The organism is Corynebacterium sp. HMSC034E11 (assembly GCF_001835905.1).
GTDB lineage: Bacteria > Actinomycetota > Actinomycetes > Mycobacteriales > Mycobacteriaceae > Corynebacterium > Corynebacterium coyleae.
Map to the genome: position 1 here is coordinate 243,882 of NZ_KV826415.1, position 18,598 is coordinate 262,479.

Sequence of the window (18,598 nt, forward strand, 5' to 3'; positions counted from 1 at the left end):
ACGTCAGCCACGAGCCTCACGCTCCTGCCCGCCCCGCTCGTTTCTCACGAATTCGGCGAACCCCGGAACAGTGAACCTCAAGTAGCCGAAACCACTTTCCTCGATTAATCCCTTGTCAAGCAAAGATCTACGGACCATGCTGATTCCGGTTGTAGGTCGGCCCATTCTCTCGGCGATATCGCCTCGCTTCACCTGTGGCTCTAGATCCTCAGCCATTGCGCTAATGAATTCCCTCTCCACGTCGGTAGCTTTGTGCCACCGGGAGCGGAACATGGTCAACTGAGTTTCTTGGAATCGATCCGCTACATGTTTGAGGTTTGCTAGGTCAATAAAAGTGCCAGGGTCCGGAAAATCGGCCGCTTGCCACACCAGATCGCCTACAACCTGAATGAAATACGGGTAGCCGCCTGCTAAACGGACAGCTTCCTGGAGCGTGGCCGGAGACCAATTCACGCCCTTCTTCTTCGCCGGTTGTACTAATGCTTCCTCAGCGTGTTCTCGGTCCAGAGATTCAAGATGCACATAACTAAAGCGCTCTGCAAAACTCACAGCATCGGTAATCACATCCTGACTATGACTGAGCCCAGCTGCAAAGATGGCGAGAGGGAGCTCAGCATTTTCTTCCTGCATCTGCTGCCACGCGTACGCAAGCGAGCGCAGGCCATCTGCATCAGCCGACTGAATCTCGTCAATACAAACAACCATTCCACTAGCCCTGCCCCGGATCGTTTCCGCTGCATCAACAAGCGCGCGCTGCATTTGGTCTCCATATCCCGACGCATCTGGCCTCAGGCCTTCAACTGGTTGAGATCCTCCAACCGAAACACTAAACGCTTCAACCCGCAGCGACGACAACAGCCCGAGCAGCTTTTCTCCAGCCTCATCCTTCCAGCTGCGAGCAATCTCGCCGATTTTGTCCAAAAGGGCATTGAAAAGTGGCCGGTCCCCCGCTGTAATCCAGGCGGTTTCAAAGCCTTCAGCCTTAGCTTCTGCTTCAACTGCTCGAAGCAAGCTGGTCTTTCCTATGCCGCGGGGTCCCACGTAGACCTTCACCTGCCCCATCAGCCCAGGATCATGAGCCATAAAGAAAAGCTCGCGCTTCGCCTCCCTAAGAACTTGGTCTCTGCCATAAATGGTGGAGGCCACCACGCCAGGTGTGTACGGACTGCGCTGAACCATAGCCTCTTTATACCTCTTTATAGGTTGGGCTAGTTATAAAGAGGTATAAAGCGGACGCGTGAGTACGATTACCCCCATGCAGTACTCCACCGCCCAGCCCTTCGACCCCAGCCAGTGGCGCAAGGTCGAAGGCTTCAACTTCACCGACATCACTTACCACCGCCACGTCGGCGACACGCGCGCCGACGGCACCGTGCGCATCGCATTCGACCGCCCCGAGGTGCGCAACGCGTTTCGCCCCCACACCGTCGACGAACTCTACCAAGCCCTGGATCACGCCCGGCGCGACCCTTCTGTGGGCGTGGTGCTGCTGACCGGCAACGGGCCTTCGCAGAAGGATGGCGGCTGGGCGTTCTGCTCCGGCGGCGACCAACGCATCCGCGGCCGCTCCGGCTACCAATACGCCGGCGGCGAAACCGCCGAAACCGTCGATGAGGCGCGCGTGAAAGCCGAGGGCGGACGTCTTCATATTTTAGAGGTCCAGCGCCTGATCCGCACCATGCCCAAGGTGGTCATCGCCGTGGTCAACGGTTGGGCAGCCGGCGGCGGACACTCACTGCACGTGGTGTGCGACATGACCATCGCGTCGCGCGAGGAAGCCCGGTTCAAGCAGACCGACGCGGACGTGGGCTCCTTCGACGCCGGCTACGGCTCCGCCTACCTAGCCAAGATGGTCGGCCAGAAGTTCGCCCGCGAAATCTTCTTCCTCGGCCGCACCTACTCAGCCGAGGAGATGCAGCGCATGGGCGCGGTCAACATCGTTGCCTCGCATGCTTCATTGGAAGAAGAGGCGATCCAGGTCGCCCGCGAAATCAACGGCAAGTCCCCCACCGCGCAGCGCATGCTCAAATTCGCCTTCAACCTTGTCGACGACGGCCTCATGGGCCAACAAGTCTTCGCCGGCGAAGCCACCCGCCTGGCCTACATGACCGACGAAGCCGTCGAAGGCCGCGACTCGTTTTTGGAGAAACGCCCGCCACGCTGGGACGACTTCCCCTTCTACTACTAGGCTTCTTGGGGGTACGGCGGTACTTTGCCGGGCTGGCGGCCCGGCGGCCCTGCGGCCCCCACCCAAAATAGTTCCCCGCTCGGGAACTATTTCGGGTTTTTGGCTCCACCGCGGCGGCGTTCTCCCAGGTCGGCTGTCTTGGGAGGCAAGAAAGTTCCACATCCCGGCCCAACCACGGGAACTATTTTCGCCGGCCCCCTCTTCCACTGACAGATTCTGCAGAATCTGTCAGGGGCGATTTCTGACCAGGCGCGATGCCGGCGACTGACAGATTCCGCCGTGATCTGTCAGGAACGCGCCGCCACGCTTGCCTCAGCCAACCTCAACTAAGCCAAGCTCAGCCTCGTCTCCGGAGACTCCGACCCGCTCGTCAGCAGCCAGGGGAACAGGTTCTTTTTCGGGCGTCGTAAATGCCGTGCGGCGGCGGGCCAGCAACCGATCGGCAACAAGCATCGCGGCGAAGGTAAGGCCAAGTAGCGGCAGAAACAGGCCGACCGGGATCGCTACGACGGCGAGGATGGCCCAGTCGCGGCCGGTGAGATCAGCCTGACCTGGGACGCCGGCGATGGCGTTCTTTGTTGGGCGGCGTCGCCACCAGAGGATGTAGCCCATCACGACCATGGCGCAGATCGCGAGCGCGCAGATAGCGAGCAGGATCTGCAGAGGCAGGCCGAACATGATGCCCATGTGCAGGTAGATGCCCCAGCTGGTCAGTTTTGAGAACAGTGGCAGTTCAGAGAATGGGAGCTTGTCTACAAGGTCACCGTTTTGGCCGTTCACGCTCACGGCGTCGGAGGTGGTGCGCCACGGCACCCAGCGCTCGCTGGCCTGCCACGCCTCGTCGGTGTTCTTGGGGACGAAGAGGCGCACTGATCCGGTGAGGCCTTCGGCGCGGGCGGTTTCGAGGACGGTGGCGGCTTGGTCGGCCACCTCGTCCTTGGTCAGGCCTTCGGCTCCGTGTGCGCTGGCGGGGTGGTGGTCGGCGTGCTCGTCGGCTGGGGCGGCTTCCGCGTCGGCGACCAGGGAGGTTTCGATCGGTTCTGCTTTGCCGCCCAACCAGGTGATTGTGCGGTCGACGTTTTCGCCGGCGAATACGGACCAGGTGATGCCTGTGGCGGACAGTCCCAGCATGGCCACGAGCAGCCAGGTTCCGGCTACGCCGTGCAAGTTCAGCACTTTACGACGACGCCCCGTCGCATTCTCCAACCCAACCAGGGCTCGCTTCCGGGCCATCCGCCACCACAGGTACAGGCCGCCCAGGGCGACGACCCACAGCCAGCTGGCTGCCACCTCTGCGTAAAGCTCGCCGACCTCGCCGAGGTGGAGGCTCTTGTGTAGCGACGAGATCCAGTAGCGCAGCGGGAGTTCGCCGAGGCCGGAGTGGGTTGGCTCGTCGCCAATGACGTCACCGGTGTGGGGGTTGACGAAGATGCTGCGGAGTTGGTTTGTTTCGGTGAGGGATTCGTCGATAAGCAAAACGCGCGTTGCTTCATCGGGTGTCGACGACGGCCACACCTGCGCCACATCCATGTCCGGGTGTGTGTCCTGCGCGGCCCTGATTTGGCTGGCCAGCGGGGCGTTGGTGTCGGAGGCGGGAACGGTCAGCACGTCTTTGTAGACGACGTTTTCGAGCGACGGAGCGACCGCGTAGAGAGCGCCACTTAGCGCGGCGACAAAGATGAACGGGGCAATGAACAGGCCCGCGTAAAAATGGATTCTTCTGGTCAGCGCGGGCAGGCCGCTGCGCCGTTGGACAGTACTGGACACACATACACCTTTCGGTTGATACAGGGACGCATTTTTAGTCGGATGCGTTGGCCCGCCAGTTCCCAACAGATGTCGATTTTCCAAAGCGCCTGGCAGATCCTGTCCTGATCTGTCGGATAGCCCAAAAGACGATATCGGGTTTTAGCACCTTTCCGACGCCGTTTCCCCAGGTCGTGCTCCGGCGAGAATGCCAAATCCCGATATCGTCTTTTGGGCTTTCGGTAGCGTGGTGCCATGAAACGTCACGTACCGATCCTCGCCACCACTCTCCTGCTGGCTGCCTGCGGCACGGAGACCGAACCAATCCAAACGCCTGCACCGGAAACGCCTGCAACGAAAGCAACGACGGTCGCAGCCAACGAAACGTCAACCGACGCGACCACGGCGTCAGCGACACCGACCGCTTCGATCCGTGACCTGTACGCGGAAGCGATCGCAGACCCGGCGCGCTTCTTCGCGGACCTCGCGGATCTCGACGGCACGTTCACCTACGACGTTTTGGACATCAACGGCGATCTCGAACCCGAACTGCTGCTCCGCGCAGGCGTCAGCGCAGCCCCAGACGCAGGCCCAGACGCAGGCGCGGCCAACGGCAACCCATCGCCGGTGCGCGTGCTGCGGGCCCAGAACGGCGAGGTCACCTGGACGAAGGACTACCTCGTCGACTCGGACGAGCCCTACCCGACAGTGTTCACCAACGGCACCCAGCCGGGCTTGGACCAGTACGAAACGGACGGCCCCAAGATGCACGTGACACACTTCGAACTGCGGGGTCAGCGTCTGGAAAAGGTGTGGGGCCCGGAGGAGACGGTCGTCGGCAATCCGCTCAGCGATGTCACACGGATCACCTGGCACCCGACGACGGACGCGGCGGCGCTGGACAAGATCGGCAGCGCAACACTACGTGGTCCGTTGGAGGGCACGATGGGGCAGGTGTCCAAGGTGGAGCACCTGCAGGGTGAGCAGTTCCGCGTCCGGTTCGAACCGACCGCCGACGGCATCGCGGTGACGTACCCGGACCTTGGCTGCGCGGGCCACCTCGCGAAAACCGAGGATGGCTTCCGTGAGACGATCACCGAGGGCACCTGCGATAACGGCGGCACGTGGCACTTGCTTATCGACGACAACCACGCCCACGCCTTCTACAACTCCCCCGATGGTCGCTACACGGCAGATGGACGCCTGACCCCGGCGGGTTAGCGTCGCACTGGGCGCATGCCGCGCAGCACCCGCATCAGCGCCGCGACAACGACTGCCAGCAGCGCTAACCCCACCGCAGCCGCAATCCACACGCGTGCACCGGTGGCGGTGATTGGCCATGCGGGGACGGCGAGAATCCATAGTGCGGACTGTGCGAGGACGTCGCCGCCGATCGTGGCGGAGACGATCGTGACCAGGATCGTCGTGGCCAGCGTCCACGCCACGCCGAAGCGGACGGTGATGGCAAGTGCGGTGAGGGCCAATACGCTGCCTGCGAGGAACGCGAGGAGTCCGAAGCGTGCGTCGCCAACCACGGCCGCTCCGAACGCGCACACGAGGGCGACGACTCCAACGCACCAAGTGGCCAATGCGGCGCGGACGTGTGGGTGTTCGACCTGCATGAGCGCCCAGGCGGGACGCAGTTTCGGCCACACGAGGGTGGGCAGCACGCCGGCCCCAACCGGCAGGATGGCGTAGGCGAACAGCGCCTCGCGCACGTCCACCGGGTATGCCAGCGAGAACAGCAGCACCAGGGCGGTGAGCAGGAGCAAGACGCTTATCGACGACACCCTCGCCGCCATCGCAACCCCCTTCACCGCAGCCACGTATCCGGTGGTTTCGGGGCGCGGCGTCGCCGGAGAAGTGGCCAGCGGTGCGGTGACGTGGTGGACTCGGCGGCGGCGCAGTATGGGTCGGGTGCGCGGTGGTACGAGGGCGGCCACTACAAAGCCAATTGCTGCGAGTAGCAGTGTGAGGGTGAGGGCGGGAATGGGAGATTCCCCCGCCATCGGGTCGGTGGCGTCGAGGGGTAGCAGGTTGAAGTGCAGGCCCATGGTCGGCAGCGCCAACCGGGTTGGCCAGGCGCCGGGGTTTATCCACCACCAGTCGCGCTCGGCGAAGTAGCCGAGGCCGATGGTGAATGCGAAGCCGAGGATGATGGTTGGCAGGATCCCGATGCGTCGCGTGGCAGCGGCGGCGAGGCCTGCGGGTCCGAGCATGCCCAGCCACACAAATAGGCCGACGAGTGCGATCGAGGCCGTGTTGTCCAGGTTGAATACGAGGCCGGCGGCAAACGGCACGACAAAGTCGAAGGCGACGAACGCGGCCAGCGCCAGCCACACCACGACTATGCGGGCGGCGCGGGTGCGCATGGGTGAAACCGGCCGCCACAATGTGCCGCCGCCGCGGGCGTCACGCTCGCGGGTTTCGGCCAAACCGGCGAACAGTGCGGCGGCGGGCGCAGCCATGCCGGTGACTAACAGGCCTTGCGGGTAGAGCAGGTTCGTCGCGGTCTCGACGTTTCCGGCCAGGGCGAACAACGTCAGCAGCACGCCGACCAGCAGGCCTGCTCCGGCGAGCCACCACAGCATGGAGCCGCGCGCACGGATCCATTCGGCGTGTAGGAGGTTCATCGGTCACCACCGGAGGTGAGCCGGAAGAACGACTCTTCTAGGTTGGGGCCGAGTTCCGCGAGCTCGCCTGCGAAGCGGACGCCGCCGCCTGCGATCACGGTGGCGTCATCGGCCATGTGGAGTACTTCGCCGAGTTGGTGGGAACTGACCAGGACGGTGCGTCCAGCTCGCGCGTATTCGCGGAGGTAGTCGCGCAGGTGGGCAATGCCTTCAGGGTCGAGGCCGTTTTGTGGTTCGTCGAGAATAAGCACCTCTGGCTCGCCGAGCAGCGCTTGGGCGAGCGCAAGGCGGCCTTTCATGCCGGTGGAGAAACTGCCGGCTTTCTTCTTGCCCGCGGTTTGGAGACCGACCAGTTCGAGGACTCGGTCGGCTTCGCTGTCCGGAAGTCCCAAGAGCGTGGTGTGGACGCGGAGGTTGTTGCGGGCGCTGAGGTGGCTGTAAAAGGCGGGGTCGTTGATGGAGGCACCAACGTGGCGCAGCGCCGAACGGTCAAACGGCTGCCCCATCAGTGTCACCTCGCCGGCATCGGGTTCGATCAGGCCGAGTAGCACCGACATCAGGGTCGATTTACCTGCGCCGTTGGGGCCGAGCAGAGCGTGGACTCGGCCCGGAGTGGTGGTCAACGACACGTCGCGAAGCACATGGTGGTCCCCGAAGGACACGACCACGCCGCGGCAAGCAAGTTGGGTATCAGTCATGGCATTCATGGTCGTCGCCCAGCAAAGCCACCACATCGGCCGGCGGGACCACACTGCCTCCTCCTCTAGGAGGAGATCCCGGCGCGCTGGGCGATCAAGGCAAGCGCCACCCGGTCGCGCGCGCCAAGTTTGGAAAGCAGGTTGGAGACGTGCGTTTTCACCGTGGTCTCTGCGATAAACAGCGTGGCGGCGATTTCCGCGTTCGTCGCGCCGCGGCCAATTTCCGCGAGCACGTCGCGTTCGCGTTGCGTCAGCCCCTCCAGCGCAGCTGCTGATTCTGAGGTGGCTCCCCCGTCGCGGACCCACTCCATCACGCGGCCGGTGACCCCGGAGGCAAGGACCGATTCGCCGCGGGCGACGGCGCGTACAGCGTTGGCCAGGACGTCGGGTTCGGCGTCTTTGAGGAGAAAGCCGTGCACGCCGGCGTCGATAGCTGCATGGATCAAGGTGTCGTCGTCGAAGGTGGTCAGCATGATCACGCGTGGGCCCATCTCCATGATCGTGCGGGCGGCGGTGATGCCGTCGAGCACCGGCATGCGGATGTCCAGCACCGCCACGTCGATGCGGTGGGCGCGGGTTTTCTCCACGGCTTCGGCGCCGTCGGCGGCGGTGGCGACGACGGTGATGTCGTCCTGGGCGTCCAAGATGGTGCGGAGGGCGCTGAGGAGGAGCGGTTGGTCGTCGGCAAGAAGCAGGCGGATCATGCTGCCAACTCCGCCCGCACGGTAAACGTCTCCCCTGACTGCCATGTCTTCAGCGTGCCACCGGCACTCGCCGCGCGTTCACGCAGCCCCTCCAGCCCGACGCCGGTGCCTGGTTGGGGTCGAATCTGGCCGGTAGAAACGACTTCTACCACCACGGTCTCGCCCGGTGCGACCCGAACCGTCACAGTGGGATCGACTTGGTGGCGCGCCGCGTTTGCCAGTGCCTCAGCCACGATGCGATAGGTAGCAAGCGAGGTCACCGGGGAGACATCCACTGCTGGTGCTTCCAGCGACACTTCCAGACCGGCGTCGCGGTAACGCTGCACCAACGACGGCAGGTCAGGGATCCCCGCCGCCGGCGAAAACGCATGGTCGCTCTCACGCAGACCCCGCACAAGCAGGCGAATCTCCGACAACGACTGCCCTGCGGCCTCGTTGATCTGCTGCAGCGCCTCCCGCTCCTGCCCCACCGCCAAACCAGCATTGGCCTGCGCTTTGATCAGGGTCAGCGAGTGGCCGAGCAGGTCGTGAATATCGCGGGCAATGGCGCGGCGTTCCTCCTCGCGCGCCGCTGCGAGACGCTGCTCTTTCGCGTTCGCTTCTCGACGACGCACCTCATCCTCAGCCGCCACATTCGCCCCCAGGAGATACCCCACCGCACTCGCACCCCAATGCAGCGCAAGCGTGATCCCGAGATCGACCCCGTGCCGGTAGAACAACACAAAGTTGTCGTCCCACGTCCACATGAACGGTGACAGCAGCGCCCACCCGCACGCGGCGGCGAGGACAACTAGCGCGAAGCGTTTCCCTGTAAACCGCCCGGCGATAAAGGTGGCCACCGGGACCGCCAACACCCACGGCGAAAAGCCAAGGTTTACCGGCGCGGCCAGCCACATCGTCGACCAGGCAACATTCAGCGCGATAAGCGCAACCGAGGAGAACTTCGGCTTGCTCGTGAGCACCACGCACACCGCGACAAAGCCCCACGACAGCACGGCCTGGCCCCAACCTGCCGCGTCTATGGGTTGGGTAAACGCACTCGCGGTGTATACCGCCGCCAAAATGGCGACAGCGACCGCGAGCACAAGGTCACCCGGTTTGTAGCGCATGGGCGTAAGCCTATCGACGACCCCCGCCCCGCACCTCCTCCCCGAGGAGGAGATCTACTTGTTCAGGCCGGGGATCTGGGGCAAGTCCGGCACGTTGAAGCCGGCGGTCTTCAGCAGGGCGAACAGGGCGCCCAGTGCGGTGAGCACGGCGGCGATGATGCCGATGATCTCTGCAAGCTTCGCGTCGAAGGTCTTCGGCTGCTCCGGCGTAGGGGTGTCAGGCGCAGGGGTGCCCGGAGTCGGCGCCGGCTTATCCGGGTCGGCTGGCTTGCCGGGCAGCGTGTTCTTCAGCTCCGGTGCAGCGGGCAGTTCCGCGTTCTGCATGCTGAAGAGCAGCGGCGGATTGTCGTCGCACTTCTTTGCCCTGCTCAGCGGGTGGTAGTAGCGGGACTCGAGCGAGTCGAAGGCTTGACCGAAGTAGGTCTTGGACATGTTGGCGGCGAACGCGTTGCGCTGCCACTCGGGCATGTGCTTGAGGAAGCGGGCGGTGTTCGCGCCGGTGCGGCCGAACTCGTAGTCCGGGCCAAGGTCGTTTACTTCTGGCACGGAGCCGTCGATGCCGATGTACCAGCCAGCCGAGCCCTTCAACGCCTTGCCTGCTGGTGAGAGCGGGATCTGGGAGCCCTGCTTCATGTCCAGGTAAAAGTCGGCGTCAGTGGAGGTCAGGCCCAGTTCTGCCAGTTTGGCCTTTGTGGCGGCGCGGGCGGCGTCGTAGTCGGGGCGGGCGCCGGGTTCCTCGCCTGCCAGGCGGATTTCCTGGACGGCGATGATGGCCGGTTGGGTGAGGTGGTCGTCGCCAAGCGGCTTGAGCCCCTCGAAAGTTGCCTCGAATGCTTCGGTGACGGCGGTGGCGTACATGCCGTGGGTGAGGGTTTTCGCGATGCGCTCGGCTTGCCAGGCGGGGCCGCGCTCCGCGTCGTTGAGGGTGACGCGGCACTGGCCGTTGTCCGCAGGCGTGAGCGTGGCGGCGTGGGTCGTAGGGACAGTGACGGTGAAGGCGGTCGCCGCGGCGACGGCCGATGCGATGAACTTCTTCATGCTTGTTCTATCGGTGGGCTCGCAAACAGGTGTTACACGTCACGGCCTTCGCGGCGCGCGAAATCCCACCGGCTACGCTCGTACGCTGTGACGAACCTGCTCGAACTTCTGCCCGTCGATCCCGCGAATCCGCTGGCTATCATGCCCGCGCTCGAGGAGGCGTTGACCGGCCAGCGCGCGCTATTGCCGGTGCCGACGAACGACCCGGCGCGCACGAACCTGCTGCGCAACACGTTGGAGCCCGGCGCGCCTATCGACGACGACATCGCCCTCGTCGTCTCCACCTCCGGGTCCACGGGCAAGCCGAAGGGCGCGATGCTGACCCCGGCGAACCTGATCTCGAGCGCGGACGCGACCCACCAGGCGTTGGGTGGCGAAGGCCAGTGGCTGCTGGCCATGCCGGCGGCGTACATCGCGGGCCTGCAGGTGCTGGTGCGCAGCATGGTCGCAGGCGTGGAGCCGGCGTTTGTGGACCTCACGAACGGTTTCGATGTCGCTGAGTTCGCCCACCACGCCCACGATCTGGCCAGCACCGGAGAGCGCACCTACACCTCGCTGACGCCGATGCAGTTGGCCAAGGCGACCTCGACGCTCAAGGGCATCGACGCGTTGCGGACCTTCTCCGCGGTGCTGGTCGGCGGGGCGGCGACCAACCCGCGCCTGCTCGAGTCGGCAAAGAAACTGCGCATCAACGTGGTGACCACCTACGGCTCCTCGGAAACCTCCGGCGGCTGCGTCTACGACGGCGTGCCCATCGCCGGCGCCCGCGTAAAAATCGTCGACGGCCGCATCCACCTCGGCGGCCCCATGGTCGCACGCGGCTACCGCAATGTCGGATCGCAGACGCTCTCCGATGATCTCAAGGACGGCTGGTTCCGCACCTCCGACGCGGGTTCACTTATCGACGACCACCTCACCGTCCACGGACGCATCGACAACATCATCGACTCCGGCGGCCTCAAACTCCACCCCGAAGTGCTGGAGACGTTCCTGCTCAAGGTGGATGGGGTGACGGGTGCCTGTGTCGTCGGTAAGCAAGATGCGCGCTTCGGCGAACGTATTTGCGCTGCGTACACCGGGTCTGCGAGCGTGGCGGACATCATGGACGCGTTTGCGGACGCCGAGGACACCGGTGAAATCGCACGCTGGCAAGTACCGAAGGAACTCAAGGTTGTGCCGGCGCTGCCGCAGTTGGGGCCGGGCAAGGTCGACCGGGCTGCGGTGCGGGAGCTGTTCTAGCGGTTAGGCAGACTGGTCGCGGGGCTGAATGATCGGCCCGGGTGGCTCGTCAGGGGTGCCGTAGTTTGCAACCCAAAGCAGAAACGGCGACAACTCGCCGTCGCTTCTTCCCTGCTCAATCTGTTTGACCAGAAATCGCGCAGCGGCAATCTCTCCCATATGTGGCGGCCGCGAAATACGAACGCCCTCAAGAGATTCGAGCTCTTCATATCTAGGCCTCATCGTGCTCTCTCCTTCCCGCGATAGGGTCCTCTTACCCTGCAAGCTCTGCTGCTCGCTGATAGGACACTCCCAGGACCTGTCCCATCTCGCGAAGCGTGAAACCTTCCGCTTTCATCTTTTGCGCAAGCTCGCTTCTAGCAGCAGCTGCCTTTCCATTTGCCTCTTTTGCCTTCACCCCAAGCTCTTCGGCACGCTGACGAAGTGTTTCAACTTCAGAAGGCAAAATCGGAATCACTTCAACCTCAAATTCGGTTGGAGCAAGTCCAGACTGAAAAGCTAGCGCTTCAAGCACTTCCTTTTCTGCGCGATCGAGCCGCCGCGTTTGGGACACAACGCCAAGCTCTGCGCACTCCAAAACCCAGGCACCACTCGCACCACGCTCAGCAGTGACAGTAAACGACCTCATCTCCACCACCCTTTTCCTAGCTCCGCCTGAAATTGATCAAAGAATTTTCGTGCTGCGAGATCGTCGATTTCGCGGTGCCGTCCGAGAGTTTTGGTCGTCTCCCCCACTCGAAATGCATCATGTCTTTTGAGTGGTATCTGCTCAAATTCAAGACCACGCCGACGAGCCTCGTCTCGCAACTTCTTTATTACTGCATACCGCTTCACACTTCAACCCCCCATTGCAATCTCTTGTCAACTATCCATTGACAATGAAAACCCTTTCATTGAGTTAGACGTGGCGAGGCCGCCTACGGTTCCATCGAACACCCGACCGACTCCCCACCTGACCGCGTCGGCGCGTGCTTTAGGTTGATGGTGGCGTCGAAAATCGCGCCTAGACCGTTCGGATATAAGGAGCAGGAATGGACCGACAGCACGGGTTTGCGGTGGTCGATCTGGAGACGACGGGGTTAAGCAACCTCGATCGCATTGTGGAGATCGGCGTGGTGTTGCTGCGCCCCGACCTCACGGTGGAGGGCACGTGGGAGACGTTGATCCAGCCGGAGCGTGACATTCCGAACAGTTACATCCATAAGATCACGGCGACGGACGTCGTGGATGCGCCGGTGTTCCGCGACGTCGCCGCGTATCTTGGTGCGCTGCTGAACGGCCGCACGTTGGTGGCGCATAACGCGTCGTTTGAGCGCCGCTTCCTGGCCAACGAGTTCGCACGCGCGGGCGCGGAGGATGGCATGTGCGAGTGGTTGGACACGATGCGTCTGACCAAGCAGCACCTTGGCGTGGGCAAACTCAGCGATGCGCTTGCCATCGCACAGATCCACAACCGTTTGGCGCACTCTGCGCTTGCGGACGCCCAGGCCACCGCCGATCTCCTCGCGTACCTGCACACGAACCACCGCGCGGATATCGCTCACTATCCGGCTGCGCTGTTCACCACGCCCGCGCCCGAGGTCCGCACGCTTCCCCGCGGCGGCGCCCCCTCCTGGGCGGGCCAGCTTTCGCGCACATTGCCTGAGGCCGGCACCAAGGATGAAGCCACCTACCGTGCCGAACTGACTCGCGCGCTTGTAGACCGCGAGATTTCCCGCATCGAAATGCGCCAACTCGAGTCCACCGCCATCGCCGCAGGCCTAAGCGCCGATGATGTCGAGGCCATCAACGAGGAGTTCACCCGCCAACTCGCCGTCGAAGCCTGGTCAGACGGCATAATCATCGACGAGGAACGCGCAACCCTGCTCAGCATTGCAGAAGCGCTCGGCGTTGATCCCGCTCTCGTGCATTCGCTTCTCGGCGACCCCCTCACCGGCCCAACCCCTTCCACCTTCACCCTGCACCCCGGCGATCGCGTCGCCTTCACCGGCGCCCTGACCATCCCGCGCGATACCTGGGCAGCGCGGGCTGCGGTGCGGGAGCTTTTCTAGCCGGAGTGCTCGTCCTGACGTCCCAAACCGTATATATTACGTCATATATACGAGGAGGTGTTCATGACTGAGGCTGCAGCAGACTCCGTCGAAACCACGGTCTTCATGTCGGGCAACAGTCAAGCAATCCGAATTCCCAAGGACTTTCGTTTCGATTCTGAAACGGTTTGGCTGAAAAAGATTGGGGGCAAGCTTTACGTCTCTCCTGAGCCGCTCTCGGCTCTCGATGTGCTCGATGTGATCACTGCCGATTTACCGGATGGGTGGGCGGACGGGTTCGAAGAACCCTCTGATCTCCCCCTAGATCCGATCCCAAAGTGGGATGAATGATGCGCTTCCTCCTAGACACAAATGTGTGGATCGATGCCCTTCGTCGCAGTAACGCCAATGTCCTCGAACGCATGCGCGTAACTCGAGCCGACGACATCGTGCTGTCTTCCATTGTCCTTGGAGAGCTGCGGGTTGGTGCGGGTAAGTCAACGTCGATTCGTCGGACCGATGCTGTCAAGCAACTCGAGCAGGCGTACCAGGTAGTCGGAACCGGAGCGTCCGAGGCAGCTCTTTACGCTGACATCCGTTTGGAGCTAGAGGCGATCGGACAGCCAATCGGTCCCAACGATTTGTGGATAGCAGCTCAGGCACGGGCAAACGACTGCGTTCTCGTTACCGCCAACACCCGGGAGTTCTCCCGTGTCCCATTGCTACAAGTAGAGGACTGGCGGTTGTAACCCCGCGCATCGTTTCCGAGGGACAGCTCCGCTTAACGACGACACCGTCCCCGGTCGATCTAAGATTTCACGCATGCAGCGCACCATGATCGCCGCCCTAGTTCTGACTACCGTCCCCACTGGTTGCGGCGACTCCGACAAGGTCACCGAGACCCCAAGCACGACGGAAACGACGCCCGTTGCAGAATCCGCTCCTGCAGGAGAGCCGACCGTCGTCGAGTGCCTAGCTGGCACACCGGGGGCCGCACGCTGATCCGACGGCAGCGTTTCGTACTCCGAGTGGTGCTTTAACCAAATGGGAGGCGCGAACTACATGGAAGAAGAGAATCCTGCTGAGGCTCCGCAGGGCGCTACAGTAACCGGATACGGCACGGCCCCAAACGGTACGCGAAACCCCAGCTCGGGCGAACTACAAACCCAATGGGGATGCCGGCAGGGATACATTGACGACCCCGCGTTGTGCGACGCAGTGGAGGAAGTCATCCACTCCGCAGATCCGGAAGGCGAGATCTACCAATAGCCGGCAGCGACCAAGCATCTCTGTTTTTACACGCCGCGCGCTGCGTCAATGAGGCGCATCAATTCGCTCACGGGAACAGTAGCCCCCTCGTCACCATGCCGGTCGACACCTACTTCAATAAGCTTCCGCAGCACGTCGTTGGTAGAAGTTCCTTCCTTTGCAGCAATACGCGCCGCGACCGCAGCAAGACCCCACCGAACTGTCCCCAGAAGAACTGCTCGCCGCAGCGCATGCCCCGCGCTACACGCCGGTTCCCGCCACTCCTACGCAGTACAACGTCGCCCCGATGGAACCCTCTACCCCACCGAGGAAGCGCCCCAACCCATCCACGGTGTTCAAGTGGTCCGCCGCCATCGCCCTGGCGTCGTTCTTCCTCTTCGGCCTTTGCACTGAGACGTTCGACCCAGACGCGAAGTCCTTCATCACCGGTGCGTTCGCTATGGGATTCCTCATGGGAGGCCTCACCGCTGCAATTTCTGGCGTTATGGCTTTGATCAGCAAGTTCCGGAGGTAGGTCGTTCGCTCCGAACAGCTTCAACCCTTGTGCGTGCCTGATATTCAGTTAGACTTAGCCACGACATGACCTCCACTCATGTCGGCAAAAACGGTTGAACCCCTGCGCGGGCTGGTTTACCAGCGCAAGGGTTCGGCGAGACTAGCTATCTGGCCAGTCAATCAACTTGCGGATCAGATCCGCAAGCAGTCTGGCTAGCAGCCCGCCTAAGGCTCGGATTGTGATCTCTTCCATCACTTTCCGGGCCTTTCGCTTGTCCGGCTGGTTACCGGAATCAGCCGGTGGTACTCCTCCACGCCACGTCTTCCTGCATGTATCTCCCTAAACCTGCCTCACTGATCGAATTCTTCGTCTATTCTCAGCCAATAGCTCAGTCACAACAGTGATCAACGACACATAGTCCATGATCTAAGGGAGGGTCCTAATGGCCAGAAATAAGACTTCAGCAGACAGAAGCCATAGCTCCTCCAAACCAGCAGGGGCTATCGAAACAGAGACGACTGGCGAGTCCGACACGAACCTAGCGGAACCGAAGGGATTCCTCGGGGCGGTTGTTCGAATCGGCAACAAAATCCCCGACATCACAACCCTCTTCGTTGGAGCGCTGGTCATCGTTTTGGCGCTTTCAGCACTGCTGTCGAGGTTTACGTTTGGTTACGTAAACCCAGCATCCGGCGAGCAAATCTCGATCGTGAACATGCTCGCCCCAGAGAAGCTCGTTGATCTCCTCGCCTCCGCTGTGACCAATTTCGCTACGTTCCCTGCTCTGGGCATGGTCATCGTGGCAACCATCGGTATTGGCATCGCCGACGGTTCAGGCTTTATCAACGCCGCGCTGAGAAAGCTGCTCGCCCGGACGCCAAAATTCTTGCTTACCCCAATGATCGTCGTCGCCGGAATGCTTTCGCACCTAGGTCCGGACACTGGGTACGTCGTCATCATTCCGGTCGCTGCCTACATGTTTTATGCAGTCGGCCGCCATCCACTTGCTGGTATCGCAGCATCATTTGCTGGTATCGCAGGTGCATTCGCTGCAAACTACACCCCGTCTGCCATTGACCCCGTCATCCAGGGGTTCACTGAACCAGCAGCACAGATCATCGACCCGAACTACAGCGTTAACATCCTGAGCAACTACTTCTACGGCCTTGGCGCAACCTTCATCGTTATTCCGGCCTTGTGGCTAGTTACTGACAAATGGGTCGAACCCTGGTGCCAACGCAGCTTCCCAATCGATGTTCACCCCGACGAGGTGGAGACTGTCGACCAGCCCCTCACTGCTCAAGAAACCCGAGCGCTGTACATTTCCTCTGCAGTGCTGCTGATCGCAATGGTGGCCATGGCTGTGACCATGATTCCAGCAGACTCGAATTGGCGCTCTGAAAGCGGTTCACTCACCGCCCCCGATGCTCCTGTCATGAAATCGATTGTGACTTTGATTTTCGTGGCGACAGGCTTGGTCGGTCTCCTTTATGGTGCACTGTCTGGAAAGTTCCGCAGCCCGAAGGATGTCTCAGCAGCAATGGAGACAATGGTCACCACCCTGGTGCCACTAATCGTCTTCTACTTCTTTGCTGCCCAATTCATGTGGGCTTTCAACCAAAGCCAAATCGGCTCGCTACTTGCAGTTTCTGGCGCAGAATTCCTCCAGAAACTTAATATGCCACCGCAGCTCACCATCATCGGCATCATTCTTTTTGTCGGGCTGCTGAACCTTGTAATTACTTCCGCCTCCGCTAAGTGGGCGATCCTTGCGCCGATCTTCGTCCCAATGCTTATGGGTGTCGGTATTGCGCCAGAACTAACGCAAGCCACATTCCGAATCAGTGACTCCGCTGTAAACGTAGTCACACCAATGTTTGCGTTCTATCCGCTGATCATTACGTATTGCCAGAAATACGTAAAGAAAGCAGGCATTGGCACCCTGTCCTCGGTCATGATGCCGTATTCGGCCGCACTTCTAATCTCCTTCACGATCATGCTCTTTGTTTTCTGGGGGCTCAACATCCCACTTGGGATCGATGCGGCCTACAGCTACTCCGGTTAAGTTGCGGCTCAAACTGAAAGGATCTCTCCATTGACTGTCACACCCGACCAATCAGCACTCGTCGAGCGCTTCTTGCGTTATTCCACAATCTCGAGCCAATCGGACGCGTCGAAGGGAGTTGTGCCCAGTAGCGCTGGCCAGTGGGATTTGGCCAAACTATTGGCTAAGGAGCTGAACGACGCGGGAGCCGAGGACGTTCATGTAAGTGACACTGCCGTGGTCACCGCCCGGATCCCTTCTAACGTTGAGAATCCTGAAGACTTCTACACCATCGGTTTTTGCACACACCTCGATACCGTGGATGTCAATCTCTCCCCTGACGTTCATGCACACGTTGTCGAGTACGACGACGGAGACATCCTTCTGAACGATGAAAAGCAGATCTGGATGCGATCGGATGAGCATCCAGAATTGAAGGCTTACATCGGCGACAACATCCTGGTGACGGATGGCACAAGTGTTCTCGGTGCTGATGACAAAGCAGGCGTTACCTCAGTAATGGAAACAGCGGTCAGGTTGCTGGAGGGCGCTTCGTTCCCTCACGGAGATGTGTACCTCTCCTTCGTTCCAGATGAGGAGATTGGTCTTCGGGGAGTCCGAACACTCGACTTGGACCGCTTTCCGGTTGACTTTGCTTTCACCCTCGACTCTTGCGAAATCGGAGAGATTGTTGAGGCTACGTTCAATGCAGCCACCATTACGATCTTCATCGAGGGCGTCACTGCGCACCCGATGAACTCCAAGGGCAACCTTGTAAACCCGATTCTCATTGCTCACGACATCATCGATTCGTTTGACCGAGAAGAAACCCCAGAAAACACCGAAGACCGTGAAGGCTACATCTGGGTACACGGCATCGACGGAAATCAATCGACCACCACGCTCACGATCAGTGTTCGTGAACACGATCGCGTGAAGTACAAAGAGAAGAAGCAACATGTCGCCGAAGCCGTAGATCGCGCCCGGAAGAATAACCCCAAGGCAACCATCGATATCCGAGTTGAGGACACCTACAGCAATATCGAAGACGCGAAAACGCTGGAGAACGCTGTTGCCACAGACCGCATCCTGCAGGCTATGGAGAATCTGAGCATCACTCCCAAGCCTCTCTCAATGCGCGGGGGCACCGACGGATCCTGGCTTTCCAGCCAAGGGGTTTTCACTCCAAACTTTTTCACTGGAGCGCACAACTTCCATTCGATCTACGAGTTCCTTCCCCTCACGTCCTTTGAAAAGAGTTTCTTGATGGTTCGCGAACTTATCCGCCTGGCAAGGCGTCAGTAACTGGTTCCATACAACTATTCCCCAAAAGGAATCTTGCGCTCTGGCTTCTCTGCATCAGCAAGAACTGAAGTGTGTTTTTAATAGAGGACTTCGCTTCGA

Annotated in this window: 20 protein-coding genes; 11 read left to right on the top strand and 9 right to left on the bottom strand. The window is 61.2% G+C overall.

Annotated features, from left to right (window positions below):
* Positions 1-3 precede the first annotated feature (3 nt).
* On the bottom strand, positions 4-1,179 hold the full coding sequence (locus tag HMPREF2690_RS09615) for an AAA family ATPase (RefSeq protein WP_070820748.1): 1,176 nt from the start codon (positions 1,177-1,179) through the stop codon (positions 4-6).
* A gap of 76 nt (positions 1,180-1,255) precedes the next feature.
* Between HMPREF2690_RS09615 and HMPREF2690_RS09620 the strand changes: the two genes are divergently transcribed.
* Complete coding sequence (locus HMPREF2690_RS09620) at positions 1,256-2,188, top strand: 1,4-dihydroxy-2-naphthoyl-CoA synthase (protein WP_070820749.1); 933 nt, start codon at positions 1,256-1,258, stop codon at positions 2,186-2,188.
* A gap of 312 nt (positions 2,189-2,500) precedes the next feature.
* Here the strand turns inward: HMPREF2690_RS09620 and HMPREF2690_RS09625 are convergent, their stop codons facing one another.
* Positions 2,501-3,955 (bottom strand): PepSY-associated TM helix domain-containing protein, encoded by a 1,455-nt coding sequence (locus HMPREF2690_RS09625; protein ID WP_070820750.1) that lies wholly within the window; start codon positions 3,953-3,955, stop codon positions 2,501-2,503.
* A 234-nt stretch (positions 3,956-4,189) separates the two neighbouring features.
* Here HMPREF2690_RS09625 and HMPREF2690_RS09630 point away from each other — a divergent pair, with 234 nt between their 5' ends.
* Entirely contained in the window at positions 4,190-5,155 is a 966-nt protein-coding gene (locus HMPREF2690_RS09630) for a hypothetical protein (protein ID WP_070820751.1), read from the top strand.
* Here the strand turns inward: HMPREF2690_RS09630 and HMPREF2690_RS09635 are convergent.
* The 5 genes from HMPREF2690_RS09635 to HMPREF2690_RS09655 form a co-directional block, all read right to left on the bottom strand.
* Positions 5,152-6,567 (bottom strand): ABC-2 family transporter permease, encoded by a 1,416-nt coding sequence (locus tag HMPREF2690_RS09635; protein ID WP_070820752.1) that lies wholly within the window; start codon positions 6,565-6,567, stop codon positions 5,152-5,154. The genes HMPREF2690_RS09630 and HMPREF2690_RS09635 overlap by 4 nt on opposite strands.
* The gene (locus tag HMPREF2690_RS09640; RefSeq protein WP_070452480.1) at positions 6,564-7,265 is read right to left on the bottom strand and encodes an ATP-binding cassette domain-containing protein; all 702 of its coding nucleotides are present in this window, start codon (positions 7,263-7,265) and stop codon (positions 6,564-6,566) included. The genes HMPREF2690_RS09635 and HMPREF2690_RS09640 overlap by 4 nt, the downstream gene beginning before the upstream one ends.
* A 65-nt stretch (positions 7,266-7,330) precedes the next feature.
* Positions 7,331-7,969, bottom strand: a complete 639-nt coding sequence (locus tag HMPREF2690_RS09645; protein ID WP_070820753.1) for a response regulator — start codon at positions 7,967-7,969, stop codon at positions 7,331-7,333.
* Positions 7,966-9,078 carry a sensor histidine kinase gene (locus HMPREF2690_RS09650; RefSeq protein WP_070820754.1) on the bottom strand — a complete coding sequence of 371 codons (1,113 nt, stop codon included), beginning with the start codon at positions 9,076-9,078 and terminating at the stop codon, positions 7,966-7,968. The genes HMPREF2690_RS09645 and HMPREF2690_RS09650 overlap by 4 nt, the downstream gene beginning before the upstream one ends.
* A 54-nt stretch (positions 9,079-9,132) precedes the next feature.
* Entirely contained in the window at positions 9,133-10,116 is a 984-nt protein-coding gene (locus tag HMPREF2690_RS09655) for a hypothetical protein (RefSeq protein WP_070820755.1), read from the bottom strand.
* Between the two features lie 87 nt (positions 10,117-10,203).
* On the opposite strand from HMPREF2690_RS09655, the gene menE reads away from it, so the two are divergent.
* Positions 10,204-11,355: an o-succinylbenzoate--CoA ligase gene (menE, locus tag HMPREF2690_RS09660; protein WP_083308093.1), complete on the top strand. Its 1,152-nt coding sequence runs from the start codon at positions 10,204-10,206 to the stop codon at positions 11,353-11,355.
* 3 nt (positions 11,356-11,358) lie between these two features.
* On the opposite strand, the gene HMPREF2690_RS09665 is transcribed toward menE, so the two are convergent.
* Complete coding sequence (locus HMPREF2690_RS09665; protein ID WP_070815634.1) at positions 11,359-11,577, bottom strand: hypothetical protein; 219 nt, start codon at positions 11,575-11,577, stop codon at positions 11,359-11,361.
* Positions 11,578-11,608: 31 nt separating this feature from the next.
* A complete protein-coding gene (locus tag HMPREF2690_RS09670) occupies positions 11,609-11,983 on the bottom strand; it encodes a hypothetical protein (protein WP_070452501.1) in 375 nt (124 codons plus the stop codon).
* A gap of 403 nt (positions 11,984-12,386) precedes the next feature.
* Between HMPREF2690_RS09670 and HMPREF2690_RS09675 the strand changes: the two genes are divergently transcribed.
* From HMPREF2690_RS09675 to pepT, 8 genes are all read left to right on the top strand, one after another.
* The gene (locus tag HMPREF2690_RS09675; RefSeq protein WP_070820756.1) at positions 12,387-13,406 is read left to right on the top strand and encodes a 3'-5' exonuclease; all 1,020 of its coding nucleotides are present in this window, start codon (positions 12,387-12,389) and stop codon (positions 13,404-13,406) included.
* Positions 13,407-13,469: 63 nt separating this feature from the next.
* On the top strand, positions 13,470-13,736 hold the full coding sequence (locus HMPREF2690_RS09680; RefSeq protein WP_070820757.1) for an antitoxin: 267 nt from the start codon (positions 13,470-13,472) through the stop codon (positions 13,734-13,736).
* Complete coding sequence (locus tag HMPREF2690_RS09685; protein WP_070820774.1) at positions 13,736-14,134, top strand: type II toxin-antitoxin system VapC family toxin; 399 nt, start codon at positions 13,736-13,738, stop codon at positions 14,132-14,134. Before HMPREF2690_RS09680 ends, HMPREF2690_RS09685 begins: the two co-directional genes overlap by 1 nt.
* Before the next feature lie 73 nt (positions 14,135-14,207).
* On the top strand, positions 14,208-14,387 hold the full coding sequence (locus HMPREF2690_RS12000; RefSeq protein WP_141761234.1) for a hypothetical protein: 180 nt from the start codon (positions 14,208-14,210) through the stop codon (positions 14,385-14,387).
* A gap of 60 nt (positions 14,388-14,447) precedes the next feature.
* Positions 14,448-14,654: a hypothetical protein gene (locus HMPREF2690_RS12005; protein WP_141761235.1), complete on the top strand. Its 207-nt coding sequence runs from the start codon at positions 14,448-14,450 to the stop codon at positions 14,652-14,654.
* Between the two features lie 157 nt (positions 14,655-14,811).
* Positions 14,812-15,168, top strand: a complete 357-nt coding sequence (locus tag HMPREF2690_RS12010) for a hypothetical protein (RefSeq protein ID WP_141760963.1) — start codon at positions 14,812-14,814, stop codon at positions 15,166-15,168.
* A 424-nt stretch (positions 15,169-15,592) separates the two neighbouring features.
* On the top strand, positions 15,593-17,215 hold the full coding sequence (locus HMPREF2690_RS09695; RefSeq protein ID WP_083319392.1) for an AbgT family transporter: 1,623 nt from the start codon (positions 15,593-15,595) through the stop codon (positions 17,213-17,215).
* A 30-nt stretch (positions 17,216-17,245) separates the two neighbouring features.
* Positions 17,246-18,499 carry a peptidase T gene (gene pepT / locus HMPREF2690_RS09700; RefSeq protein WP_070820758.1) on the top strand — a complete coding sequence of 418 codons (1,254 nt, stop codon included), beginning with the start codon at positions 17,246-17,248 and terminating at the stop codon, positions 18,497-18,499.
* Positions 18,500-18,598 lie beyond the last annotated feature (99 nt).

Excerpts from the sequence above, each read along its gene's own strand:
- HMPREF2690_RS09645 (WP_070820753.1), bottom strand. The coding sequence starts at position 7,969 with ATGATCCGCCTGCTTCTTGCCGACGACCAACCGCTCCTCCTCAGCGCC.
- HMPREF2690_RS09635 (WP_070820752.1), bottom strand. The coding sequence starts at position 6,567 with ATGAACCTCCTACACGCCGAATGGATCCGTGCGCGCGGCTCCATGCTG.
- HMPREF2690_RS09650 (WP_070820754.1), bottom strand. The coding sequence starts at position 9,078 with ATGCGCTACAAACCGGGTGACCTTGTGCTCGCGGTCGCTGTCGCCATT.
- HMPREF2690_RS09695 (WP_083319392.1), top strand. The coding sequence starts at position 15,593 with ATGGCCAGAAATAAGACTTCAGCAGACAGAAGCCATAGCTCCTCCAAA.
- HMPREF2690_RS09630 (WP_070820751.1), top strand. The coding sequence starts at position 4,190 with ATGAAACGTCACGTACCGATCCTCGCCACCACTCTCCTGCTGGCTGCC.
- HMPREF2690_RS09665 (WP_070815634.1), bottom strand. The coding sequence starts at position 11,577 with ATGAGGCCTAGATATGAAGAGCTCGAATCTCTTGAGGGCGTTCGTATT.
- HMPREF2690_RS09640 (WP_070452480.1), bottom strand. The coding sequence starts at position 7,265 with ATGACTGATACCCAACTTGCTTGCCGCGGCGTGGTCGTGTCCTTCGGG.
- HMPREF2690_RS09670 (WP_070452501.1), bottom strand. The coding sequence starts at position 11,983 with ATGAGGTCGTTTACTGTCACTGCTGAGCGTGGTGCGAGTGGTGCCTGG.
- HMPREF2690_RS09675 (WP_070820756.1), top strand. The coding sequence starts at position 12,387 with ATGGACCGACAGCACGGGTTTGCGGTGGTCGATCTGGAGACGACGGGG.
- HMPREF2690_RS12005 (WP_141761235.1), top strand. The coding sequence starts at position 14,448 with ATGGAAGAAGAGAATCCTGCTGAGGCTCCGCAGGGCGCTACAGTAACC.
- HMPREF2690_RS12000 (WP_141761234.1), top strand. The coding sequence starts at position 14,208 with ATGCAGCGCACCATGATCGCCGCCCTAGTTCTGACTACCGTCCCCACT.
- HMPREF2690_RS09620 (WP_070820749.1), top strand. The coding sequence starts at position 1,256 with ATGCAGTACTCCACCGCCCAGCCCTTCGACCCCAGCCAGTGGCGCAAG.
- HMPREF2690_RS09655 (WP_070820755.1), bottom strand. The coding sequence starts at position 10,116 with ATGAAGAAGTTCATCGCATCGGCCGTCGCCGCGGCGACCGCCTTCACC.
- HMPREF2690_RS09615 (WP_070820748.1), bottom strand. The coding sequence starts at position 1,179 with ATGGTTCAGCGCAGTCCGTACACACCTGGCGTGGTGGCCTCCACCATT.
- HMPREF2690_RS09685 (WP_070820774.1), top strand. The coding sequence starts at position 13,736 with ATGCGCTTCCTCCTAGACACAAATGTGTGGATCGATGCCCTTCGTCGC.
- HMPREF2690_RS09680 (WP_070820757.1), top strand. The coding sequence starts at position 13,470 with ATGACTGAGGCTGCAGCAGACTCCGTCGAAACCACGGTCTTCATGTCG.